Origin of the sequence: Sphingopyxis sp. 113P3 (assembly GCF_001278035.1) — a bacterium.
Lineage (GTDB): Bacteria > Pseudomonadota > Alphaproteobacteria > Sphingomonadales > Sphingomonadaceae > Sphingopyxis.
Window position 1 is genome coordinate 540,006 of record NZ_CP009452.1, and the last position, 17,086, is coordinate 557,091.

The window sequence follows — 17,086 nt, forward strand, 5'->3', positions numbered from 1 at the left end:
GACTAGGCGGCAAGCCGCCAGATCTCGCTGCCCCTCGCGCCGAGCGGGCCGGAGAGGGCGGGCGCGGGCGCGGGCTTCACTTGCCGATCACGCTTTCGGGCAGGTCCTCGCCGAAGACCCGCTGATAATATTCGGCGACGATCATCCGTTCGGCCTCGTCGCACTTGTTGAGGAACGACAGGCGGAAGGCGAAGCCGATGTTGTTGAAGATCGCGGCATTCTGCGCCCAACTGATCACCGTGCGGGGGCTCATAACGGTCGAGATGTCGCCATTGATGAAACCCTGGCGGGTCAGATCTGCGACCTTGACCATATTGGCGACCGTCGCATCGTCGGTGCCCGGGACCTTGGCGAGGATGATCGCGCTTTCGGTCGCGGCAGGCAGATAGTTCAGCGTGACGACGATGTTCCAGCGGTCCATCTGTCCCTGGTTGATCTGCTGCGTCCCATGATAGAGGCCGCTCGTGTCGCCCAGCCCGACCGTGTTCGCGGTCGCGAACAGGCGGAAATGCGGGTTGGGGCGGATCACCCGGTTCTGGTCGAGCAGGGTCAGCTTGCCCTCCGCCTCCAGCACGCGCTGGATGACAAACATCACGTCGGGACGGCCCGCGTCATATTCGTCGAAAACGAGCGCGGTCGGGGTCTGCAACGCCCAGGGGAGCAGCCCTTCGCGAAATTCGGTGACCTGCTGGCCGTCGCGCAGCACGATCGCATCGCGACCGACGAGGTCGATGCGGCTGATATGCGCGTCGAGGTTGACGCGGATGCACGGCCATTTGAGGCGTGCTGCAACCTGTTCGATGTGCGTCGACTTGCCGGTGCCGTGATAGCCCTGCACCATCACACGACGGTTGAACTTGAACCCCGCCAGGATCGCGAGCGTCGTGTCGCCGTCGAAGACATAGGCAGGGTCGAGGTCGGGAACCCGTTCGTCGGCTTCGCTGAACGCGGGAATCTTCATGTCGATGTCGACCCCGAAGACCTCGCGCGCATCGACCTCGGTATCGGGCGCGGCGAGCAGCGTCGAGCCGTGATGGTCGGGGAGGCTGTTGGGGAGATCGGTCATCGTTGGTCGCCTTTCAAACCTTCTCTCCTGAGAGGAGAAGGATACGCAGCCTTGCCGGCTGGCCGACCAGGCGAAGGGGGATGAGGGTAGCGAAGCGCAGCTTCGCGCGAGCCAGGGGCCCGCATACCCCTCAACCAGCTTCGACCAGGCAACGAGCTGCCAAGTCTTCGCAGCCCCTCCCAGGGGAGAGGGAGTGGGAGAGTTCGGCTAGCGCGTATCCTCATGGGTTGCTGCTTGCAACGCCTTATTCAGAAGACGCCGAGCGCCTTCAGCACCGCAGCCTGGTCGTAATAGGGGCGCTCGCAGATGATCTTGTCGCTACCGGGCGCGAATTCGAAGCTAGCCGCCATGCGGATGCGGAAAGTCTTTCCCGTGGGTTCGACTGTGCGCAGTCCAAGCTTGAGCGGCCCCAGATGCGTGCCGGTCAGCCAGAATTCGACCAGAACCGTATCGGTTGCGGCATCGGCAGCGATTGCGATGACTTCGTTTGCCTGATCGGGAAAAGGCTCGCGCGACGAGGCAAAGTAGGAGCGCACCGCTGCCTCGCCATCGAAGACCGTGCCGGGGCCGAGCAGCTCGTAGCGTGGATGTTCGAAGGTTGCGAGAACGCCGTCCCAATCATGCGTGATCTCAAGCGCCATATGGCGGCGGACGGTTTCGATGCGCTTGTCGTCGAGATCGCTCATGGCCTCTCTCCCTATGCGAAAACGCGGCTCTTCCTCAAAAGCTGGTATGCTGCGACGACTTCGCTAAGCCGCGTTTCGTGGCTGCGGTCGCCGCCGTTGCGGTCGGGGTGATACTTGCGGACGAGCTCGCTGTAGCGGCGGCGAAGCGCGGCGCGGTCGGCATCAGGAGCGAGTGCCATGGTCTGCAGTGCACGATGCTCCTCGCGGCTGAAGCGCGGATCGGCGGCTTCGCGCCGAGCTTCGTCCATCCGCTGACGGAACCGGGCGCCCAGCGCGTCCATCGGGTCCCTGAAATCCGCCCAGCGCGGCGGCAGGTCGGCGCTTCCGGCGGCTCGAAAGGCACGGCTTTCGGTCTCCCAGCCAGCGGTCGGCGACTGGGCGGCCATGATCTGGTCCGCGCTCATGCCCTCGAAGAAATTATAGCCTGCATTGAACTCGCGGACATGGTCGAGGCAGAGCCAGCGCCAGGGCGGCGGGCCGTCGGGCGAGCGATGGGGCGAGAGGGGCGCGCGAAACTCGCCGGGTTCGCGGCAACCCGGAACGGCGCAAGCGGCTTCGCGCGGAACGCGGCCGTGGAATCGGTTGGGTCGGGGGCTTGTCATGCTGTGCTTTCGTGCCCAACATGGGGGCATGAGCGAAAAAGGTCCAGTGCAACGCGAAATGGAGGGGCTGCTTTCCGCTGCTTTTCCGGGTGCTTCCTTCACTCTCAGCAACGACAGCGCGAAGCATCATGGCCATGCGGGGGACGACGGCAGCGGCGAATCGCATTTCAGCCTCGCGATCGAATGGGCGGGCTTTGCCGGGCAGTCGCGCGTCGCGCGTCAGCGCGCGGTGAACAAGGCGCTCGGCGATTTGCCTGGAGAGCGCGTCCACGCGCTCGCGATCCGGGCGAAAGCACCCGGAGAATAGGGGACGTCGATGGGGAGCGAGCGGGTCTATCAGTACAGCTTCGCGAGCGTCTATCCGCATTATGTCGCCAAGGCGGAGCGCAAGGGGCGCACCAAGGCCGAGGTCGACGAGATCATCCGCTGGCTGACAGGTTACAGCCAGAAGCAGCTCGAGAAGCTGATCGCGGCCAAGACAGATTTGCGCCACTTTTTTGGCGAGGCTCCCGCGATGAACAGCGCGCGCAGCCTGATCAAGGGGGTGGTCTGCGGCGTCCGGGTCGAAGATATCGAAGAGCCGCTGATGCGCGAAATCCGCTACCTCGACAAGCTGATCGACGAACTCGCCAGGGGTAAGGCGATGGACAAGATCCTGCGGAGGCCCGACTAGAGCTGGAAGGAACTTCCGATTGTATAGCGTCATCACCCCCTCGACCCACGACATCGGCGCCTTCGACGTGCGGCGGACCTTGCCTGACAAGGAACGTACGATGGTCGGTCCCTTCATTTTCGTCGACCAGTTCGGTCCGGCGCATTTCGATATCGGGCAGGGGATGGACGTGCGGCCGCATCCCCATATCAACCTTGCGACCCTCACCTATTTGTTCGAGGGAGCGATCGACCACCGCGACAGCCTCGGCACCTATGCGACGATCCGCCCCGGCGCATGCAACCTGATGACCGCAGGGAGCGGGATCGTCCATTCGGAGCGCACCCCCGCCGCTGAGCGCGCGACGGGGTCGGCGATCTCGGGCATGCAGACATGGCTCGCGCTCCCCGACAGCAAGGAAGAGATCGACCCTGCGTTTGAGCATGTCGCGGCCGAGGAATTGCCGCTGGTCGAGGATGGCAAGGTCTCGGCACGCGTTATCATGGGCAGCCTCTGGGGCGCCACGGCCCCCACGACGCAGCACAGCGCGACCATCTACGCCGATATATTGATGAACGCCGACGCCAGCCTGCCTATCGAGGCCGAGGCCGATGAACGCGCGGTGCTTGTTGCACTGGGCGACGCCAGCCTCGATGGCGAGGCCCTTGAGCGGTACAGCCTCTATATCCTGAAGCCTGGCGAAGCGATGACGCTGCGTGCCGCGTCCGACGCGCGCGTGATGCTGCTCGGCGGCGAAGCCTTTACGACGCCCCGGCACCTGTGGTGGAATTTCGTCAGCTCGTCGCGCGACCGGATCACCGCGGCAAAGCACGACTGGAAGGACCGCAAGTTCCCGCTCGTTCCTGGCGATAGCGAAGAGTTCATCCCGATTCCGGAGGTGCCGCGGACACCGAGCTATCCATGAGTGCGGCGCTCGCCCTCGCGCTTGCCCTGTCGGCGCCCGCCCCGCTTCCGGGTCCGGTCTTCGAGTGTAGTTTCGGCGCCAAGGAGCTGCGCGTCACGCAGGAGAAAGGTGCACTCGTTTATCGCTATGGGACGAAGGCAAAGGCCGAACTGAGGATCGTTGCCGATGCTAAGAGCGGCCGCGTCTTTTATCACCGCACCCTCTATCCGCGCGGCGAGGACCAGACGCTGCGCTTTGTGAACGGCGATTATTCCTATGTCGTTTTCGCCCATTGGACCGCTCCGCCCTCGAACGACATCGAATTTGGCGTTCCCGCCGCCCAATATGGCGGGCTGATCGTGATGCGGGGCGAGGCGATCATTTCGACGCGCATCTGCAAGCAAGGGGGCGACATGGTCGAATGGCCGATCTTCAAGACCTTGCCGACCGATGCGGATAATCTGACGCCGCCGGTGTGATCCGGGGATCCGACCGCGGGCGCGATGATCTGGGCGCTTGCCTGTCGGACGCCGCTTCGCCAGACAGTTTCGAAATGAAACCAGAGGAGCGATGCATGAACGGCGATTTCGAGCAGGTGCGGCTGGCGCTTTCGACCGGCGTCGAGCTGGACGCGGTCGATATGGGGCCAAGGGACGCGCCAGCGCTGATCTTCCTGCACGGCTTTCCCGAATCGCACCGCACATGGCGGCACCAGCTTCCTCATTTTTCCGCGCGGTTTCGCTGCATAGCGCCGGACCAGCGCGGCTATCGCGGCTCATCCAAGCCGCAGGACGCAAAAGCCTATACGCCCGACAAGCTGATCGCGGACATTTTTGCGCTGGCCGACGCGCTGGGCATCGGAGAGTTCACGATCGTCGGCCACGACTGGGGCGGGGCGATTGCCTGGGGCGTGGCGCTCGGCGGCCAGCCCGGCGGCCTGCATCCCGAATGGGCAGGACGGGTGAGGCGCGCGGTGATCGCCAATGCGCCGCATCCCGCAATCTTTCAGCGGCTCTTGGCTGTCGATGCCAGGCAGCGGGCCGCGAGCCAGTATATCCGCATTTTCCGTGACCCCGCGAGCGATGCGATCCTCGAGGAACAGGGCATCGCGGGCCTCCTCGCCCACGCCTTCGAGGGGCGCGTGCCGAGCGGCGGAATCCAGCCGCCCGACGAGATCGCCCGGTTGCTCAGCGACTGGGAGGACCGCGACGCCTGCCGCGCAATGGTCAACTGGTATCGCGCCTCGCCAATGAACGTACCTGCAATGGACGAGCCATTCGTCGAGCCGCCCGCCGCCCCCTTCCCTAAGTTGACGATTCCGGCGCTCGTGATCTGGGCGCTCGACGATGTCGCGCTGCCTGCCTGCAATCTGGAAGGCATTGAGGAGCACGTTCCCGGCGTGACGGTCACAAAAGTACCGGGCTGCGGCCATTTTGTGCCCTGGGAGGCGCCGGAGGCGGTCAATGCCGCGATGGACGCCTTTCTCGAGCAGACGGTCGGGACCGCCTGAACCGGTCAGGCGATCCTCATTCCTCGGGTAGGAGCAGGCACCCGCTTGCGCCCGCAAAGCGCGCGCTGCGCGAGGCGAGCAACGGGACGCTGCCCGTAACAGTTTTCGTCTCGGGATCCTCGCGCACCGATACCATCTCCATGCCTGGCTCGAAGTCACTTTGGCAGCTTTCGAGGCTGCGGCCCTGAACGTAGCGGCACGAGCAGCCGATCCGCGCGGCATAGGCCGAGCCCAGCTCGGCCTGCGCCTTGAACGAGGGGAGTTTCCAGACGAGCAGGAGTGCGAGCAGGGCAAGCGCGATCAGCGCCCAGGGCAGGCATCCCGTCCTGCGGCTTGCTCGGCCACGCGCTCGCCCGGAGGGAGGCAACTGCGGCATTGGCTCGGGCGTTGCCGGCTCGGGCGAGTTGGTGTTAGTCACGGGACGCCATGATCACCAAAAAAGCCATGCTGGCAAGTGCCGCGCTCGCGCTCCTCGCTGCCTGGCCGCTGACGCAGGCGGCGGTTCAGGGGGCGATGGCGCCCGCCGCGCCCGCACCGCGTTTCGGCGCGTCGCTGCCGTCCGAGCCTGTCGACGCTCCGCCGCTGCTGCCCGCGCTCGATCCGCCGATCAAGGCGAAGGCCGACGCGCTGTTCACCGACGCAGACGCGGTGGGGGAGACGCGCGCGCTGCTGGTGCTTCGCAACGGCGAACTCGTCTATGAACGCTATGGCGCGGGCTTTGGCCCGGACAGCAAGCTGATCAGCTGGTCGATGGCGAAGAGCATCACCGCGGTACTCGTCGGATTCCTCGTCTCCGACGGGCAATTATCCCTCGACGGTCCCGCGCCGGTCGCAGCGTGGCAGCGCACCGGCGATCCGCGCGGGGCGATCGCGCTCAAGCATCTGCTCCACATGTCCTCGGGGCTCGAGCACGTCGAGGAGGGGGAACCCGTCTGGGCAGGCGACACGGTGGCAATGCTGTTTGGGGGCGGCGCGCAGGATATGGCGGGCTTTGCCGAAGCGAAGCCTGCCGTGGCGCGGCCGGGTGAGCTTTTCAACTACAGCTCGGCGACGAGCGTGATCCTTGCCGACATTCTCGCCAATACGCTCACACCCGCGCGAGGCCCCGAGGCACGGCGCGAGGCGGTGCGGGAATTCATCGCAGGCCGGCTGACCGAGCCGCTTGGCATGACCAGCCTCACGCCCGAGTTCGATGCGCGCGGTACGATGGTCGGCGGCTCGATCATGCATGCGACCGCGCGCGATTACGCGAAATTTGGCGAGTTTCTTCGCAATCACGGGGTGGTGAACGGCCAGCGCCTGCTTCCTGAAAGCTGGATGCGCTTCATGCTGACGCCTTCGCCAACGGACGGCGGCTACGGCGGCCATATCTGGCTCAACCGCGCGCGGCCCGCCGGGGTAACCGCCGCGCTGTGGCCCGACCGCGGTCCCAACGACCTGTTCGCCTGTATCGGCCACCAGGGCCAGTACATCATCGTCTCGCCCTCGCAGCGCCTGACGATCGTGCGGCTGGGGATCACGAAGGACGACCAGTTTCCGGAACTTCGCCGGCATCTGGCGGATTTGCAGGCGGCGTTCTAGGCTCCCCAACTCCTGCGAAAGAGGGGATGGGTCAGAGCAGGAACTCGCCCGTCAGCATCGTGACGCATTTCCCCGATAATTCCACCGCATCCCCCTCAAGCCGGCAGCCGACATGGCCGCCGCGGGCACTCGCCTGATAGGCTGTGAAGGCCTCGCGGCCGAGCCGCGCCGTCCAATAGGGGGTCAGCACACAGTGCGCCGATCCGGTCACCGGATCCTCATCAATGCCGGCGCCGGGCGCGAAAGCGCGGCTGATGACGTCGGCGCCCGAAGGATCGCCTTCGCCTGGGGCGGTTGCGATATAGAGAAGGTCGCCGCCGGCTTTGAGGGCACGAAAATCGGGTTCGAGCGCGCGGACGTGCGCGGCGTCCGCGTAGACGATCAGCGCATAGCCGCCCTCATGCCACAAGGTTTCGACCGGCTCGCCGCCCATTGCGCCAACAATCTCCGGCATCGCTTTCGGCGCAGGCGGATAGGCGGGAAGCGCCATTCGGTAGCCCGAATCCTCGCCCTCGCCCTCGCGCGCGACCCGTAATATTCCGGCCTTGCGCGTGCGAAAACGCATGTCGCTCCGCCAAGGCGCTGCCGACAGCAGCGCATGTCCGCTTGCGAGCGTCGCATGGCCGCACAGCGCGACCTCGACCCCTGGCGTGAACCAGCGCAGCTCATAATCCGCCTCGCCGGTCTCGTCGGGGATCAGAAAAGCGGTTTCGGCTAGATTGTTCTCGGCCGCGATCGCCTGCAGCGTTGCGTCATCGAGCCATGACTCGAGCGGCATGACTGCGGCAGGATTGCCGGTGAACGGGCGGTCGGCAAAAGCGTCGACCTGCGTGATGGGGAGCCGCCGCCAGCTCATGGATAGAGCAGCCCGCTGGTCCAGCCTTCGCTTTCGCGGACGAAGAGGGTGCGTTCATGGAGGCGGTGAGCGCGATCCTGCCAGAACTCGATCCGCTCGGGGATCACCCGCCAGCCCGACCAGCGCGGCGGGCGCGGCACGTCCTGTCCCGCGAAACGCGCTTGCACCTCGGCGAAGCGGGCCTCGAAGGTCGCGCGGCTATCGAGCGGACGCGACTGGTCGCTCGCCCAGGCACCAAGCTGACTATCGCGGCTGCGCGTTGCGAAATAGGCGTCGGCAATGTTGTCCGCAACGGGCTCGGCCGGTCCCTCGATGCGAATCTGGCGGCGCAGCGACTTCCAGTGAAACAGCAGCGCGACCTGCCGGTTTTCGGCGAGTTCGCTGCCCTTGCGGCTGTCGAGATTGGTGTAGAAGACGAAGCCGTCGGGCCCGTGTCCCTTCAGGAGCACCATGCGAACCGAGGGGCGGCCGTCCGGGGTCGCGGTGGCAAGCGCCATCGCGTTCGAATCATTGGGCTCGCTGGCGCGCGCTTCAGCGAACCAGCTGTCGAACAGGGCGAAGGGGTTTGTCGTCATGGCCCGGCTTCTACTGCGCCGCCGCTCCGCGGTCGAGCAAAAGCCGGCCAGGGTCCGGGGGAGCAAGGGAGAGGAGCGCCGGGGAACTTGACCGGCTTTCCTCTCATTCCCACATCGCGCGCGCAATCGGGCCTTTCCGGCCAACATCTTATCGGGCTACAGGAGAAAAATGGCAGATCCCTATTCCACCCTCGGCATCGCGAAAACGGCGAGCGAAGCTGAAATCAAGTCGGCCTATCGCAAGCTCGCGAAAGAGCTGCACCCCGACCGGAACAAGGACAATCCGAAAGCGGCGGAGAGATTCTCCGACGTCACCAAGGCTTATGATCTGCTCTCCGACAAGGCGAAGCGGGCCCAGTTCGACCGCGGCGAGATCGACGCCGACGGCAATCCTGCCATGCCATTCGGCTACGGCGGCGGCGGCTTTCGCGGCGACCCGCGCGGGGGACAGGGCGGTTTCGCAGGCTTTGGCGGCGAGGGCGCCGATTTTGGCGATATCTTCGAGGGGTTGTTCGGCGGCCGCGGCGGCGGCAGCCCCTTTGGCGGTTTCGGGGGTCGCAGCGCGCCGCCCCCCAAGGGCGCCAACGTCGCCTATCGCCTTTCGGTCTCATTTGTCGATGCCGCGACGCAGGCGATGCAGCGCATCACTTTGGCCGACGGGAAGACGATCGACCTCAAGCTTCCCGCCGGGGTCGAAACGGGGACGCAGATGCGCCTTGCGGGCAAGGGACAGCCGGGGCCAGGCGGCAATGGTGACGGGATCGTTACGATCACCGTCAAGGACCATCCCTTCTTCGAGCGCGACGGTGCCCACATCCGCCTCGACTTGCCCATTACGCTCGGCGAGGCGGTCAAGGGCGCGAAGGTCAAGGTTCCCACAGTCGATGGGCCGGTGATGTTGTCAATTCCGCCGGGCTCGTCCTCGGGCCGGGTGATGCGGCTCAAGGGCAAGGGCTTCAGCCAGAAGGGAGGCGGGCGCGGCGACCAGCTGGTCCGGCTGATGATCGACTTGCCGAAGGACGATGCCGGGCTGGTGAAGCTCGTGGACCAATGGACCGACAAGCGGCCGGTCAGGGCCGAGCTCGGCGTGTGATGCGTGGGTGATCGCAGCCAGACGGACTCCGCCGCCGCGATCGAGCGCGAAGTTGCCGAGGAAGTCGGCAGGGAATTTCTCGCAGAGGGTCATTCGCCCCATTCGCCCGAAGCGCGCGCCGAGCGCGCCAAGCGGACGCTTTTGCGCGCCCGCGCACAGGGCATCATCGAGCGGGGGCGTGAGCGGCTCGGGCCGGGCACGCGCGCCTTTCACATCGTCCGCCGGGTGATCATCGGCACCTATACCGACGGCTTCATTCATGCTGGCAATCTAGCCTATCTCGCGCTGATCGCGCTCTTTCCTTTCTTCATTCTTCTCGCGGCGGCCCTCAGCCTCTTTGGCGGGAGCGCAGGGGGCGAGGCTGCGATCGACGCGGTCTTTTCGATCATGCCGCCGACCGTCGCCAAGGCGCTTTCGGGACCGATTCGCGAGGTCATGGGTGCGCGCACCGGTCTTTTTCTATGGCTTGGCGCGCTCGTCGCATTGTGGACCGTCGGCAGCCTCGTCGAGACAATCCGGGACATTCTCCGCCGTGCCTACGGCACCCATTTCAGCCGCGGCTTCTTTCATTACCGATTGCTGTCGATCGGTATCATCACCGGTGCGGTGGTGCTGATGCTTCTTTCGTTCAGTATGCAGGTGCTGATCGTGGGTATCGAGCAGTTCGTGACGCGGGTGCTGCCGGCGCAATTTCAGGCGGCGGGGGTCGTGCTGATCTCGCGCAGCGTTTCGGGGCTGGGACTTTTCATCGCCATCTACCTCCTCTTCTACTCGCTCACGCCGGCCAAGTATCGCAGGCAGAAAAATTGCCCCAAATGGCCGGGTGCACTGTTCACCACCCTGTGGTGGATCGGGGTCACCCTGGCGCTTCCGCCTTTGCTGGCCAGCCTGCTCAGCTATGACGCGACCTATGGCAGCCTGGCCGGCGTCATGGTCGCGCTTTTCTTTTTCTACCTTGTCGGATTGGGTATGGTGATCGGCGCCGAGCTGAACGCCGCGCTCGTCGAGGTTGAGGATTTGGGGCACGACGCTATTGGGCGCGTGGACGATGCCATCGTGGAAGACAATAAGGTCGGAGAAACCAAATGACGGGTCTGATGAAGGGCAAGCGCGGGCTGATCATGGGCCTTGCGAACGACAAATCGCTCGCATGGGGCATTGCCAAGGCGCTGCACGGCGCGGAGGCCGAACTTGCCATCAGCTATCAGGGCGATGTGATGCTGAAGCGGGTGAAGCCGCTCGCCGACGAACTCGGCTGCGATTTCCTCATCGACTGCGACGTCTCCGACATGGCAAATCTCGACAAGGCTTTCGCGACGCTCTCCGCGCGCTGGCCGACGATCGATTTTGTCGTTCACGCGATCGGCTACACCAACAAGGAGGCGCTGCGCGGTCATTATGCCGATATCGGCCTTGACGACTTTTTGATGACGATGAACATCAGCGTCTACAGCTTCACCGCCGTGGCGCAGCGCGCGTCGAAGATGATGACGCCCTATGATCCTGAAACGGGGAAGGGTGGCGGCTCGCTGCTGACGCTGAGCTATTATGGCGCAGAGAAGGTCATCCCGCATTACAATGTCATGGGCGTCGCCAAGTCGGCGCTGGAGACCAGCGTGAAGTATCTTGCGAACGACTATGGCCCGCAGGGGGTGCGGGTGAACGCCATTTCGGCAGGACCGATCAAGACCTTGGCGGCCAGCGGAATCGGCGACTTCCGCCTGATCCTCAAGTGGAATGAATTCAACGCCCCGCTGCGCCGCAACGTCACGATCGACGATGTCGGCGGCTCGGCGCTCTATCTGCTGAGCGATCTTGCCTCGGGCGTCACGGGCGAAACGCACCATGTCGACGCGGGCTACCACACCGTTGGGATGAAGCAGGAAGACGCGCCGGATATCGCACTTGCCTGACGGCATCGTCATCCGCGCCGCAGCGGCGGCGGATGGCGAGGCGATTGACGCGATCATTCGCGCGGCCTTTGCTGGCTCCGAATTCGGCTACCAGGGCGAAGCTGAACTTGTGCGCAGGATCGAAGCCGATGGCGATCTGCTTGTCTCGCTCGTCGCCGAAGCGGACGGGACAATCGCCGGACATCTGCTTTTCAGCCGGATGGACGTGGAAGCCGACGGCGCCAAGCTTCTCGCCGGAGGCCTTGCGCCCGTGTCGGTCGCGCCCGAACGGCAGGGGCTTGGGATTGGCGATGCATTGATCCGGGCGGGGCTGGACGCCTTGCGCGCGAGCGGCGTCGCCATCAGCTTCGTCTTGGGTCACGAGACCTATTATCCGCGCTTTGGCTATTCGCCCCTCCTCGCAGCCCGCTTTGCCTCACCTTTTGCGGGGCCGCATTTCATGGCGATGATGCTGGACTCGGATGCACCCTGGCCGCTAGGCGGACGGGCGGATTATGCACCCGCATTCGGCCGGATGGGATAGGCGATGAGTTTCAACAGCTTTGGACGTGTACTGCGATTCACGACCTGGGGCGAGAGCCACGGACCGGCGCTCGGCGCGGTCGTTGACGGGTGTCCGCCGCGTCTGTCGCTCTCCGAGGCAGACATCCAGCCGTTCCTGGACAAGCGTCGTCCGGGCCAGTCGCGACACACGACGCAGCGGCAGGAGCCTGACCAGGTCCGCATCCTGTCAGGGGTTTTCGAGGGCAAGACCACCGGCACTCCGATCAGCCTGATGATCGAGAATGTCGATCAGCGCTCAAAAGACTATGGCGAGATCGCGCAGGCCTATCGGCCGGGACACGCGGACTATTCCTATGACGCCAAATACGGGATTCGCGACTATCGCGGCGGCGGCCGGTCGAGCGCACGCGAGACCGCGGCGCGGGTCGCGGCGGGCGGGGTAGCGCGGCTCGTAATCCCCGAGGTACAGATCCATGCATGGGTCGCCGAGATTGGCGGGGATGCAATCGATCCTGCGAACTTCGATCTCGAAGAGATAGGCCGCAATCCTTTCTTCTGTCCCGATCCTGCTGCTGCGCAGCGCTGGGAAGGCATGATGGACAGGGCGCGCAAGGCGGGCAGTTCGCTGGGGGCCGTCATCGAATGTGCAGCGAGCGGGGTTCCTGCCGGCTGGGGGGCGCCCGTCTACGCCAAGCTCGATGCCGACCTTGCCGCCGCGATGATGGGAATCAATGCCGTGAAGGGCGTCGAAATCGGGGCCGGCTTCCACGCGGCGCGGCTGCGCGGCGAGGAGAATGCCGACGCGATGCGACCAGCGACCGACGGCAGCAATCGACCCGATTTCCTGTCGAACAATGCGGGCGGTATTGCAGGCGGCATCTCGACGGGGCAGCCGGTGGTGGTGCGCGTCGCCTTCAAGCCCACAAGTTCGATCCTGACCCCTGTTCCCACCGTCAATCGCGCCGGCGAGGCGGCCGATATCGTCACCAAGGGCCGTCACGACCCCTGCGTCGGCATCCGCGGGGCCCCGGTCGTCGAGGCGATGATGGCTTTGGTCCTTGCCGACCATAAACTGCTCCACCGCGCCCAATGCGGGTAAGGCACGCATGATCGAGGCGGTGCGCGCGGCCATCGAGGCGCACCAGGCGGCGCTTTCGCTCCTGATTCTGGCCGCGATGTTTGTCGGATTTCTGCTGGAACGATTGCCAGCGACCGTGATCGCGATTCTCGGCGCCTGCACCTATCTCGCGCTTGGCATCCTCGATGCCGAGGCGGCCTATTCGGTTTTCTCCAACTCGGCCCCGATCGTCATCGGCGCGATGTTCGTGCTATCGGGTGCGCTCCTTCGCACCGGCGTGATCCAGCGCGTCGCCGACGCCATCATGGCGCGGGCCGAAAAACAGCCACGTCTCGCCATTGTCGAGGTGTTGCTCGGTGCGCTCGTCGCCTCGGCCTTTCTCAACAATACGCCTGTTGTCGTCGTGCTCCTGCCGATCATGATGAAGTTGGCAGACGTGACAGGGATCAGCGCGAAAAAATTGCTGATGCCGCTCTCGATTGCTGCGGTGCTCGGGGGCACGCTGACGCTGATCGGAACCTCGACCAACCTCGTCGTCGACGGCATCGTCCGCGACGCCGGGATGCCGCGCTTCGGCATTTTCGAGATCACGCCGATCGGCCTCGTCACCGCTGCGTCGGGTATGATCGGGCTTGCAATGATGTGGTGGCTGCTGCCGAGTGACAAACCGATCCCCGGTGCGGCGGGGACGCACGACGCGCACCAGTATCTGACCGAACTTGTGCTCGGCGATGACGATGCTCTTGTTGGCATGACGGTGGAGGCGTTTCGCGATCTGCCGCGCTCAGGCCGCGTTGTCGGAGTGCGCCGCGGCGCGACTGTGGTCCACGGCGCCGAGCTCGACCACTGGACGCTGGCGCCGGGCGACCGGCTCGTCGTGCGCATCGACGGTCAGACGCTGATGACCTGGCGCGAGCAGAGGCGTTTCCTCCTCGGGATCGGCGGCGGGACACCGTCTGCGAACGACATGGTGGTCGAAACGATGATCGCGCCGACCCATCCCTCGATCGGCCAGCGGCTTGCCGATATCCCCTTTCTCCAGAAAATCCGCGCGCGCATCATCGGGCTCGACCGGCCGCTCCACGAAGCGGGCCCTGACCTTGCAAATGTACGTATTCGCCCTGCTGACCGACTGCTCGTTACTGGCGGTCCGCGCGAGGTGGAGGCGCTGCGCGACAACCCTGGGCTGATTGGCGCCGACCTTGCCAAGACGCGGGCCTTTCGCCGCCGCAAGGCGTGGATCGCGATCCTGTGCATGGCGGGTGTCGTAGGTCTTGCGGCGCTCGACGTGATGCCGATTGGCGCCGCGGCCATTATCGCCATCGGGGTTATCCTCGTCACTCGCTGCATCGACAGCGACGAGGCATGGGGCACGATCGATGGCGATGTGCTGATCCTGATTTTCGCAATGCTCGCGGTCGGGCTCGCGCTCGAAAAGAGCGGCGCGGTCGCGATGATGGTGGGGGGGGTCGAGCCGCTTCTCGCCGATGCACCCCGCTGGGTGCTGGTTTTCGGCATCTACTTTGCCGCCTTGATCCTTTCCGAGCTGCTCAGCAACAATGCTGTCGCGGCGCTGATGACCCCGGTTACGCTTGCCCTTGCTGCCGAGCTCGGCGTCGATCCGCGACCCCTCGTCATCGCGCTGATGATCGGCGCGTCGGCCTGTTTTGCAACGCCGATCGGCTATCAGACCAACACCATCGTCTATGCCGCGGGCGACTATCGCTTCGTCGATTTCGTCAAGATCGGGGTACCGCTCAACATCATCACGGGCATCTCGAGCTGCCTTGCGATTGTCATATTTCTGACCTGACAGCGGCGGTTGCGCGGTTTCTCTCGCGCCGTTAGGGTCGCGCGCTTCATGTTCGCACAAGGGGAGACATTGATGGCCGAAGCAAGCATCGTGGCGCCGGCCGGGGGAGAAGAGGCGCGCGCCAGACGCCTGCAATGGCGGATGCTTATCGGCTTCATGGCGGGCCTGCTCGCGGGGCTGGCGGTCTATTACGGCGCCGCGGATGCGCCCTGGGTGGGTGCGGTTACCACCTATGTCACGGGACCGGTCGGGCAGATTTTCCTGCGGCTGCTCTTCATGCTCGTCATTCCGCTACTCGTGTCGGCACTCATCGTGGGCGTCGCCGAAATGGGGGAAATGCGCGCGCTCAAGACCGTCGGGCTACGCACACTTGTCTACACCGTCGTTGTGTCCTCGATTGCGGTCGCGGTCAGCCTGGTGGTCGTCAATCTGCTTCAGCCCGGGGCGGGCGTTGACCCCGTGCTTGCCAAGACGCTGCTTGCCGAAGGCGCGGCGCGCGCGGGCACTATCATCCAGAGCGCGCATGAGTCGAAATCGGGAGTCGCGGCGGTCGTCGCGATCGTCCCCGACAATTTCTTCAATGCGATGAGCCAGAACGACGTGCTTGCGGTGATGTTCTTTGCGCTTTTCTTCGGCATCGGGCTGATGCTCGTCCAGACGCCGCAGACGCAGGTGCTCAAAACCGCGATCGAAGGCGTCTTCGAGGTGGCGATGAAGCTGATCGGGCTCGTCATCCAGCTCGCGCCGATTGCGATCTTCTGTTTCATGTTCAACCTTGCGGCCCAATTTGGGTGGGACCTGATTGTCCGCCTGTCGGCCTATGTCGGGGTCGTGCTGCTCGCGCTGGGGCTCCAGATGTTCGTCATCTTCCCGATCATCCTGAAAACGCTCGCGCGGAAATCGCCAGTCGCCTTCTTCCGCGAGACACAGGAGGCCTTCGTAATGGCCTTCGCCACCGCCTCGTCGAATGCGACGCTGCCAACGTCGCTCCGGGTTGCGCACGATCAGCTTCGGCTCCCGGACCGGGTTGCGCGTTTCGTGCTGACGATCGGGGCCACCGCGAACCAGAATGGCACCGCGATGTTCGAGGGCGTCACGGTGATCTTCCTTGCGCAATTTTTCGGTATAGATCTCACGCTGACGCAGCAGATTTCCGTGATGCTCGTCTGCATTCTCGGCGGTATCGGCACCGCGGGGGTTCCCGCGGGATCGCTACCTGTCATCGCGCTGATTCTCGCCTCGGTCGGGGTCCCCCCCGAGGGGATCGGCCTCGTGCTGGGCGTCGACCGCTTCCTCGACATGTGCCGAACCGTTCTCAACGTCATCGGCGATCTGGTCGCGGCGACCGTCGTGGCGGCGGGCGTCGATGAGACGCCGGCGGAGGCACCGCCGCCCGCCTGATCATCTATTGATCGCGCTGCGCGCGGATGCGGTCACCGCGGTTCGGACGCGCTGCGGCCGGGCGTTCGGCGCGCGGCGCGGGACGTTCCGCAGAGGCGCGCGGCGGGGGGACAGGGCGAGCAGCCGGAGCAGGGCGAGCGGCCGGCGCGCCGCGCGCCGCGGGCGCGCTGCGCTCTGGCCTGGCGACAGGCTGACGCGCGGTCGGCTTACTCGCCGAAGGCGGCCGCGGCGTCGCCGCATCGCGCGCAGGACGACCCGTCAACACCGAGCGGATCTGGGGTTTCTTCCCGTCAGGTCGCGTTGCCGCGGGCGGGGGCTTGGGACTTCCAGGCCGCGTGCCGTGCGGCGGCCGGTTTGCGTCATCATTTCCACTCCAGCCACCGGGGCGTCCCGGCCGGCCCTGATGATCGCCTTTGCCACCGTGCCCGTCCGGTTTGCTGTGGTCGCCCGGCCGACCTGGTCGGCCGCCGTAGCTGCCACCCTTTCCGCCGTGATGGCGCCACCAGGCGCGGCGGCCACCCCAATAGTTCAGATGGCGGCCGCTTAGCGGATAGCGATTGCGGTACCTGTCGAACATCCACAGGCCATAGCCAGGGTAATAATAACTGTCGTACCACCCTCCGCCGAAACCGATCTGCACGAAACCGCTGCCATAGTCGCCCGAATCGTAGCAATCATAGCCATATCCGTCGTCATAGGCGTAGGGATCATAGTCATAATAATCGCCCGCACACACGCCCGAGGAAGCGTAGCTTGCCCCGTAGACGTCGCCGTAATAGCAGCCGCCGAGCGTGCTGGTCGCCAGCGCGCCGATGGCGAGGGAGAAGGGGCGCCGAAATATGCTGGCCATCA

At 65.1% G+C, this 17,086-nt stretch carries 20 protein-coding genes; 13 read left to right on the forward strand and 7 right to left on the reverse strand.

From position 1 onward, the window contains the following. Window positions 1–76: 76 nt before the first annotated feature. The 3 genes from cobS to LH20_RS02445 all read right to left on the reverse strand — a co-directional run bounded on the left by cobS (window position 77) and on the right by LH20_RS02445 (window position 2,354). Window positions 77–1,066: a cobaltochelatase subunit CobS gene (cobS, locus tag LH20_RS02435; RefSeq protein WP_053552860.1), complete on the reverse strand. Its 990-nt coding sequence runs from the start codon at window positions 1,064–1,066 to the stop codon at window positions 77–79. Window positions 1,067–1,314: 248 nt separating this feature from the next. Further along, the gene (locus LH20_RS02440; RefSeq protein WP_053552861.1) at window positions 1,315–1,752 is read right to left on the reverse strand and encodes an ester cyclase; all 438 of its coding nucleotides are present in this window, start codon (window positions 1,750–1,752) and stop codon (window positions 1,315–1,317) included. 11 nt (window positions 1,753–1,763) lie between these two features. Beyond that, window positions 1,764–2,354, reverse strand: coding sequence for a DnaJ domain-containing protein (locus LH20_RS02445; RefSeq protein WP_053552862.1), 591 nt, complete (start codon window positions 2,352–2,354; stop codon window positions 1,764–1,766). Between the two features lie 28 nt (window positions 2,355–2,382). On the opposite strand from LH20_RS02445, the gene LH20_RS02450 reads away from it, so the two are divergent. From LH20_RS02450 to LH20_RS02470, 5 genes are all read left to right on the forward strand, one after another. Then, window positions 2,383–2,661, forward strand: coding sequence for a BolA family protein (locus LH20_RS02450; protein ID WP_442800447.1), 279 nt, complete (start codon window positions 2,383–2,385; stop codon window positions 2,659–2,661). Window positions 2,662–2,670: 9 nt separating this feature from the next. Next, a complete protein-coding gene (locus tag LH20_RS02455; protein ID WP_053552864.1) occupies window positions 2,671–3,027 on the forward strand; it encodes a DUF2200 domain-containing protein in 357 nt (118 codons plus the stop codon). Window positions 3,028–3,046: 19 nt separating this feature from the next. Continuing rightward, window positions 3,047–3,931, forward strand: coding sequence for a pirin family protein (locus LH20_RS02460; RefSeq protein WP_053552865.1), 885 nt, complete (start codon window positions 3,047–3,049; stop codon window positions 3,929–3,931). Beyond that, the gene (locus tag LH20_RS02465; RefSeq protein ID WP_053552866.1) at window positions 3,928–4,389 is read left to right on the forward strand and encodes a hypothetical protein; all 462 of its coding nucleotides are present in this window, start codon (window positions 3,928–3,930) and stop codon (window positions 4,387–4,389) included. Before LH20_RS02460 ends, LH20_RS02465 begins: the two co-directional genes overlap by 4 nt. A 95-nt stretch (window positions 4,390–4,484) precedes the next feature. Then, window positions 4,485–5,420 carry an alpha/beta fold hydrolase gene (locus LH20_RS02470; protein WP_053552867.1) on the forward strand — a complete coding sequence of 312 codons (936 nt, stop codon included), beginning with the start codon at window positions 4,485–4,487 and terminating at the stop codon, window positions 5,418–5,420. 16 nt (window positions 5,421–5,436) lie between these two features. Here the strand turns inward: LH20_RS02470 and LH20_RS02475 are convergent, their stop codons facing one another. Beyond that, window positions 5,437–5,838 carry a hypothetical protein gene (locus LH20_RS02475; protein ID WP_235527088.1) on the reverse strand — a complete coding sequence of 134 codons (402 nt, stop codon included), beginning with the start codon at window positions 5,836–5,838 and terminating at the stop codon, window positions 5,437–5,439. A gap of 8 nt (window positions 5,839–5,846) precedes the next feature. On the opposite strand from LH20_RS02475, the gene LH20_RS02480 reads away from it, so the two are divergent. After that, a complete protein-coding gene (locus tag LH20_RS02480) occupies window positions 5,847–7,001 on the forward strand; it encodes a serine hydrolase domain-containing protein (protein ID WP_053552868.1) in 1,155 nt (384 codons plus the stop codon). Between the two features lie 31 nt (window positions 7,002–7,032). Here the strand turns inward: LH20_RS02480 and LH20_RS02485 are convergent, their stop codons facing one another. Both LH20_RS02485 and pdxH read right to left on the reverse strand, forming a co-directional pair. Next, the gene (locus tag LH20_RS02485; protein WP_053552869.1) at window positions 7,033–7,857 is read right to left on the reverse strand and encodes a PhzF family phenazine biosynthesis protein; all 825 of its coding nucleotides are present in this window, start codon (window positions 7,855–7,857) and stop codon (window positions 7,033–7,035) included. Next, window positions 7,854–8,432, reverse strand: a complete 579-nt coding sequence (pdxH, locus tag LH20_RS02490) for a pyridoxamine 5'-phosphate oxidase (protein ID WP_053552870.1) — start codon at window positions 8,430–8,432, stop codon at window positions 7,854–7,856. The genes LH20_RS02485 and pdxH overlap by 4 nt, the downstream gene beginning before the upstream one ends. 169 nt (window positions 8,433–8,601) lie before the next feature. Between pdxH and LH20_RS02495 the strand changes: the two genes are divergently transcribed. From LH20_RS02495 to LH20_RS02525, 7 genes are all read left to right on the forward strand, one after another. Continuing rightward, a complete protein-coding gene (locus LH20_RS02495; protein WP_053552871.1) occupies window positions 8,602–9,525 on the forward strand; it encodes a DnaJ C-terminal domain-containing protein in 924 nt (307 codons plus the stop codon). A 3-nt stretch (window positions 9,526–9,528) separates the two neighbouring features. Beyond that, window positions 9,529–10,614: a YihY/virulence factor BrkB family protein gene (locus tag LH20_RS02500; RefSeq protein ID WP_083455250.1), complete on the forward strand. Its 1,086-nt coding sequence runs from the start codon at window positions 9,529–9,531 to the stop codon at window positions 10,612–10,614. Next, entirely contained in the window at window positions 10,611–11,438 is an 828-nt protein-coding gene (locus LH20_RS02505) for an SDR family oxidoreductase (protein ID WP_053552872.1), read from the forward strand. The genes LH20_RS02500 and LH20_RS02505 overlap by 4 nt, the downstream gene beginning before the upstream one ends. Next, window positions 11,431–11,961 (forward strand): GNAT family N-acetyltransferase, encoded by a 531-nt coding sequence (locus tag LH20_RS02510; protein ID WP_158501086.1) that lies wholly within the window; start codon window positions 11,431–11,433, stop codon window positions 11,959–11,961. Before LH20_RS02505 ends, LH20_RS02510 begins: the two co-directional genes overlap by 8 nt. A gap of 3 nt (window positions 11,962–11,964) precedes the next feature. Further along, window positions 11,965–13,041, forward strand: a complete 1,077-nt coding sequence (gene aroC / locus LH20_RS02515) for a chorismate synthase (RefSeq protein ID WP_053552873.1) — start codon at window positions 11,965–11,967, stop codon at window positions 13,039–13,041. A 7-nt stretch (window positions 13,042–13,048) separates the two neighbouring features. Then, the gene (locus LH20_RS02520) at window positions 13,049–14,833 is read left to right on the forward strand and encodes an SLC13 family permease (RefSeq protein ID WP_053552874.1); all 1,785 of its coding nucleotides are present in this window, start codon (window positions 13,049–13,051) and stop codon (window positions 14,831–14,833) included. A gap of 72 nt (window positions 14,834–14,905) precedes the next feature. Continuing rightward, complete coding sequence (locus LH20_RS02525) at window positions 14,906–16,234, forward strand: dicarboxylate/amino acid:cation symporter (protein WP_144423490.1); 1,329 nt, start codon at window positions 14,906–14,908, stop codon at window positions 16,232–16,234. Between the two features lie 4 nt (window positions 16,235–16,238). On the opposite strand, the gene LH20_RS02530 is transcribed toward LH20_RS02525, so the two are convergent. Further along, complete coding sequence (locus tag LH20_RS02530; protein WP_144423491.1) at window positions 16,239–17,084, reverse strand: hypothetical protein; 846 nt, start codon at window positions 17,082–17,084, stop codon at window positions 16,239–16,241. Window positions 17,085–17,086 lie beyond the last annotated feature (2 nt).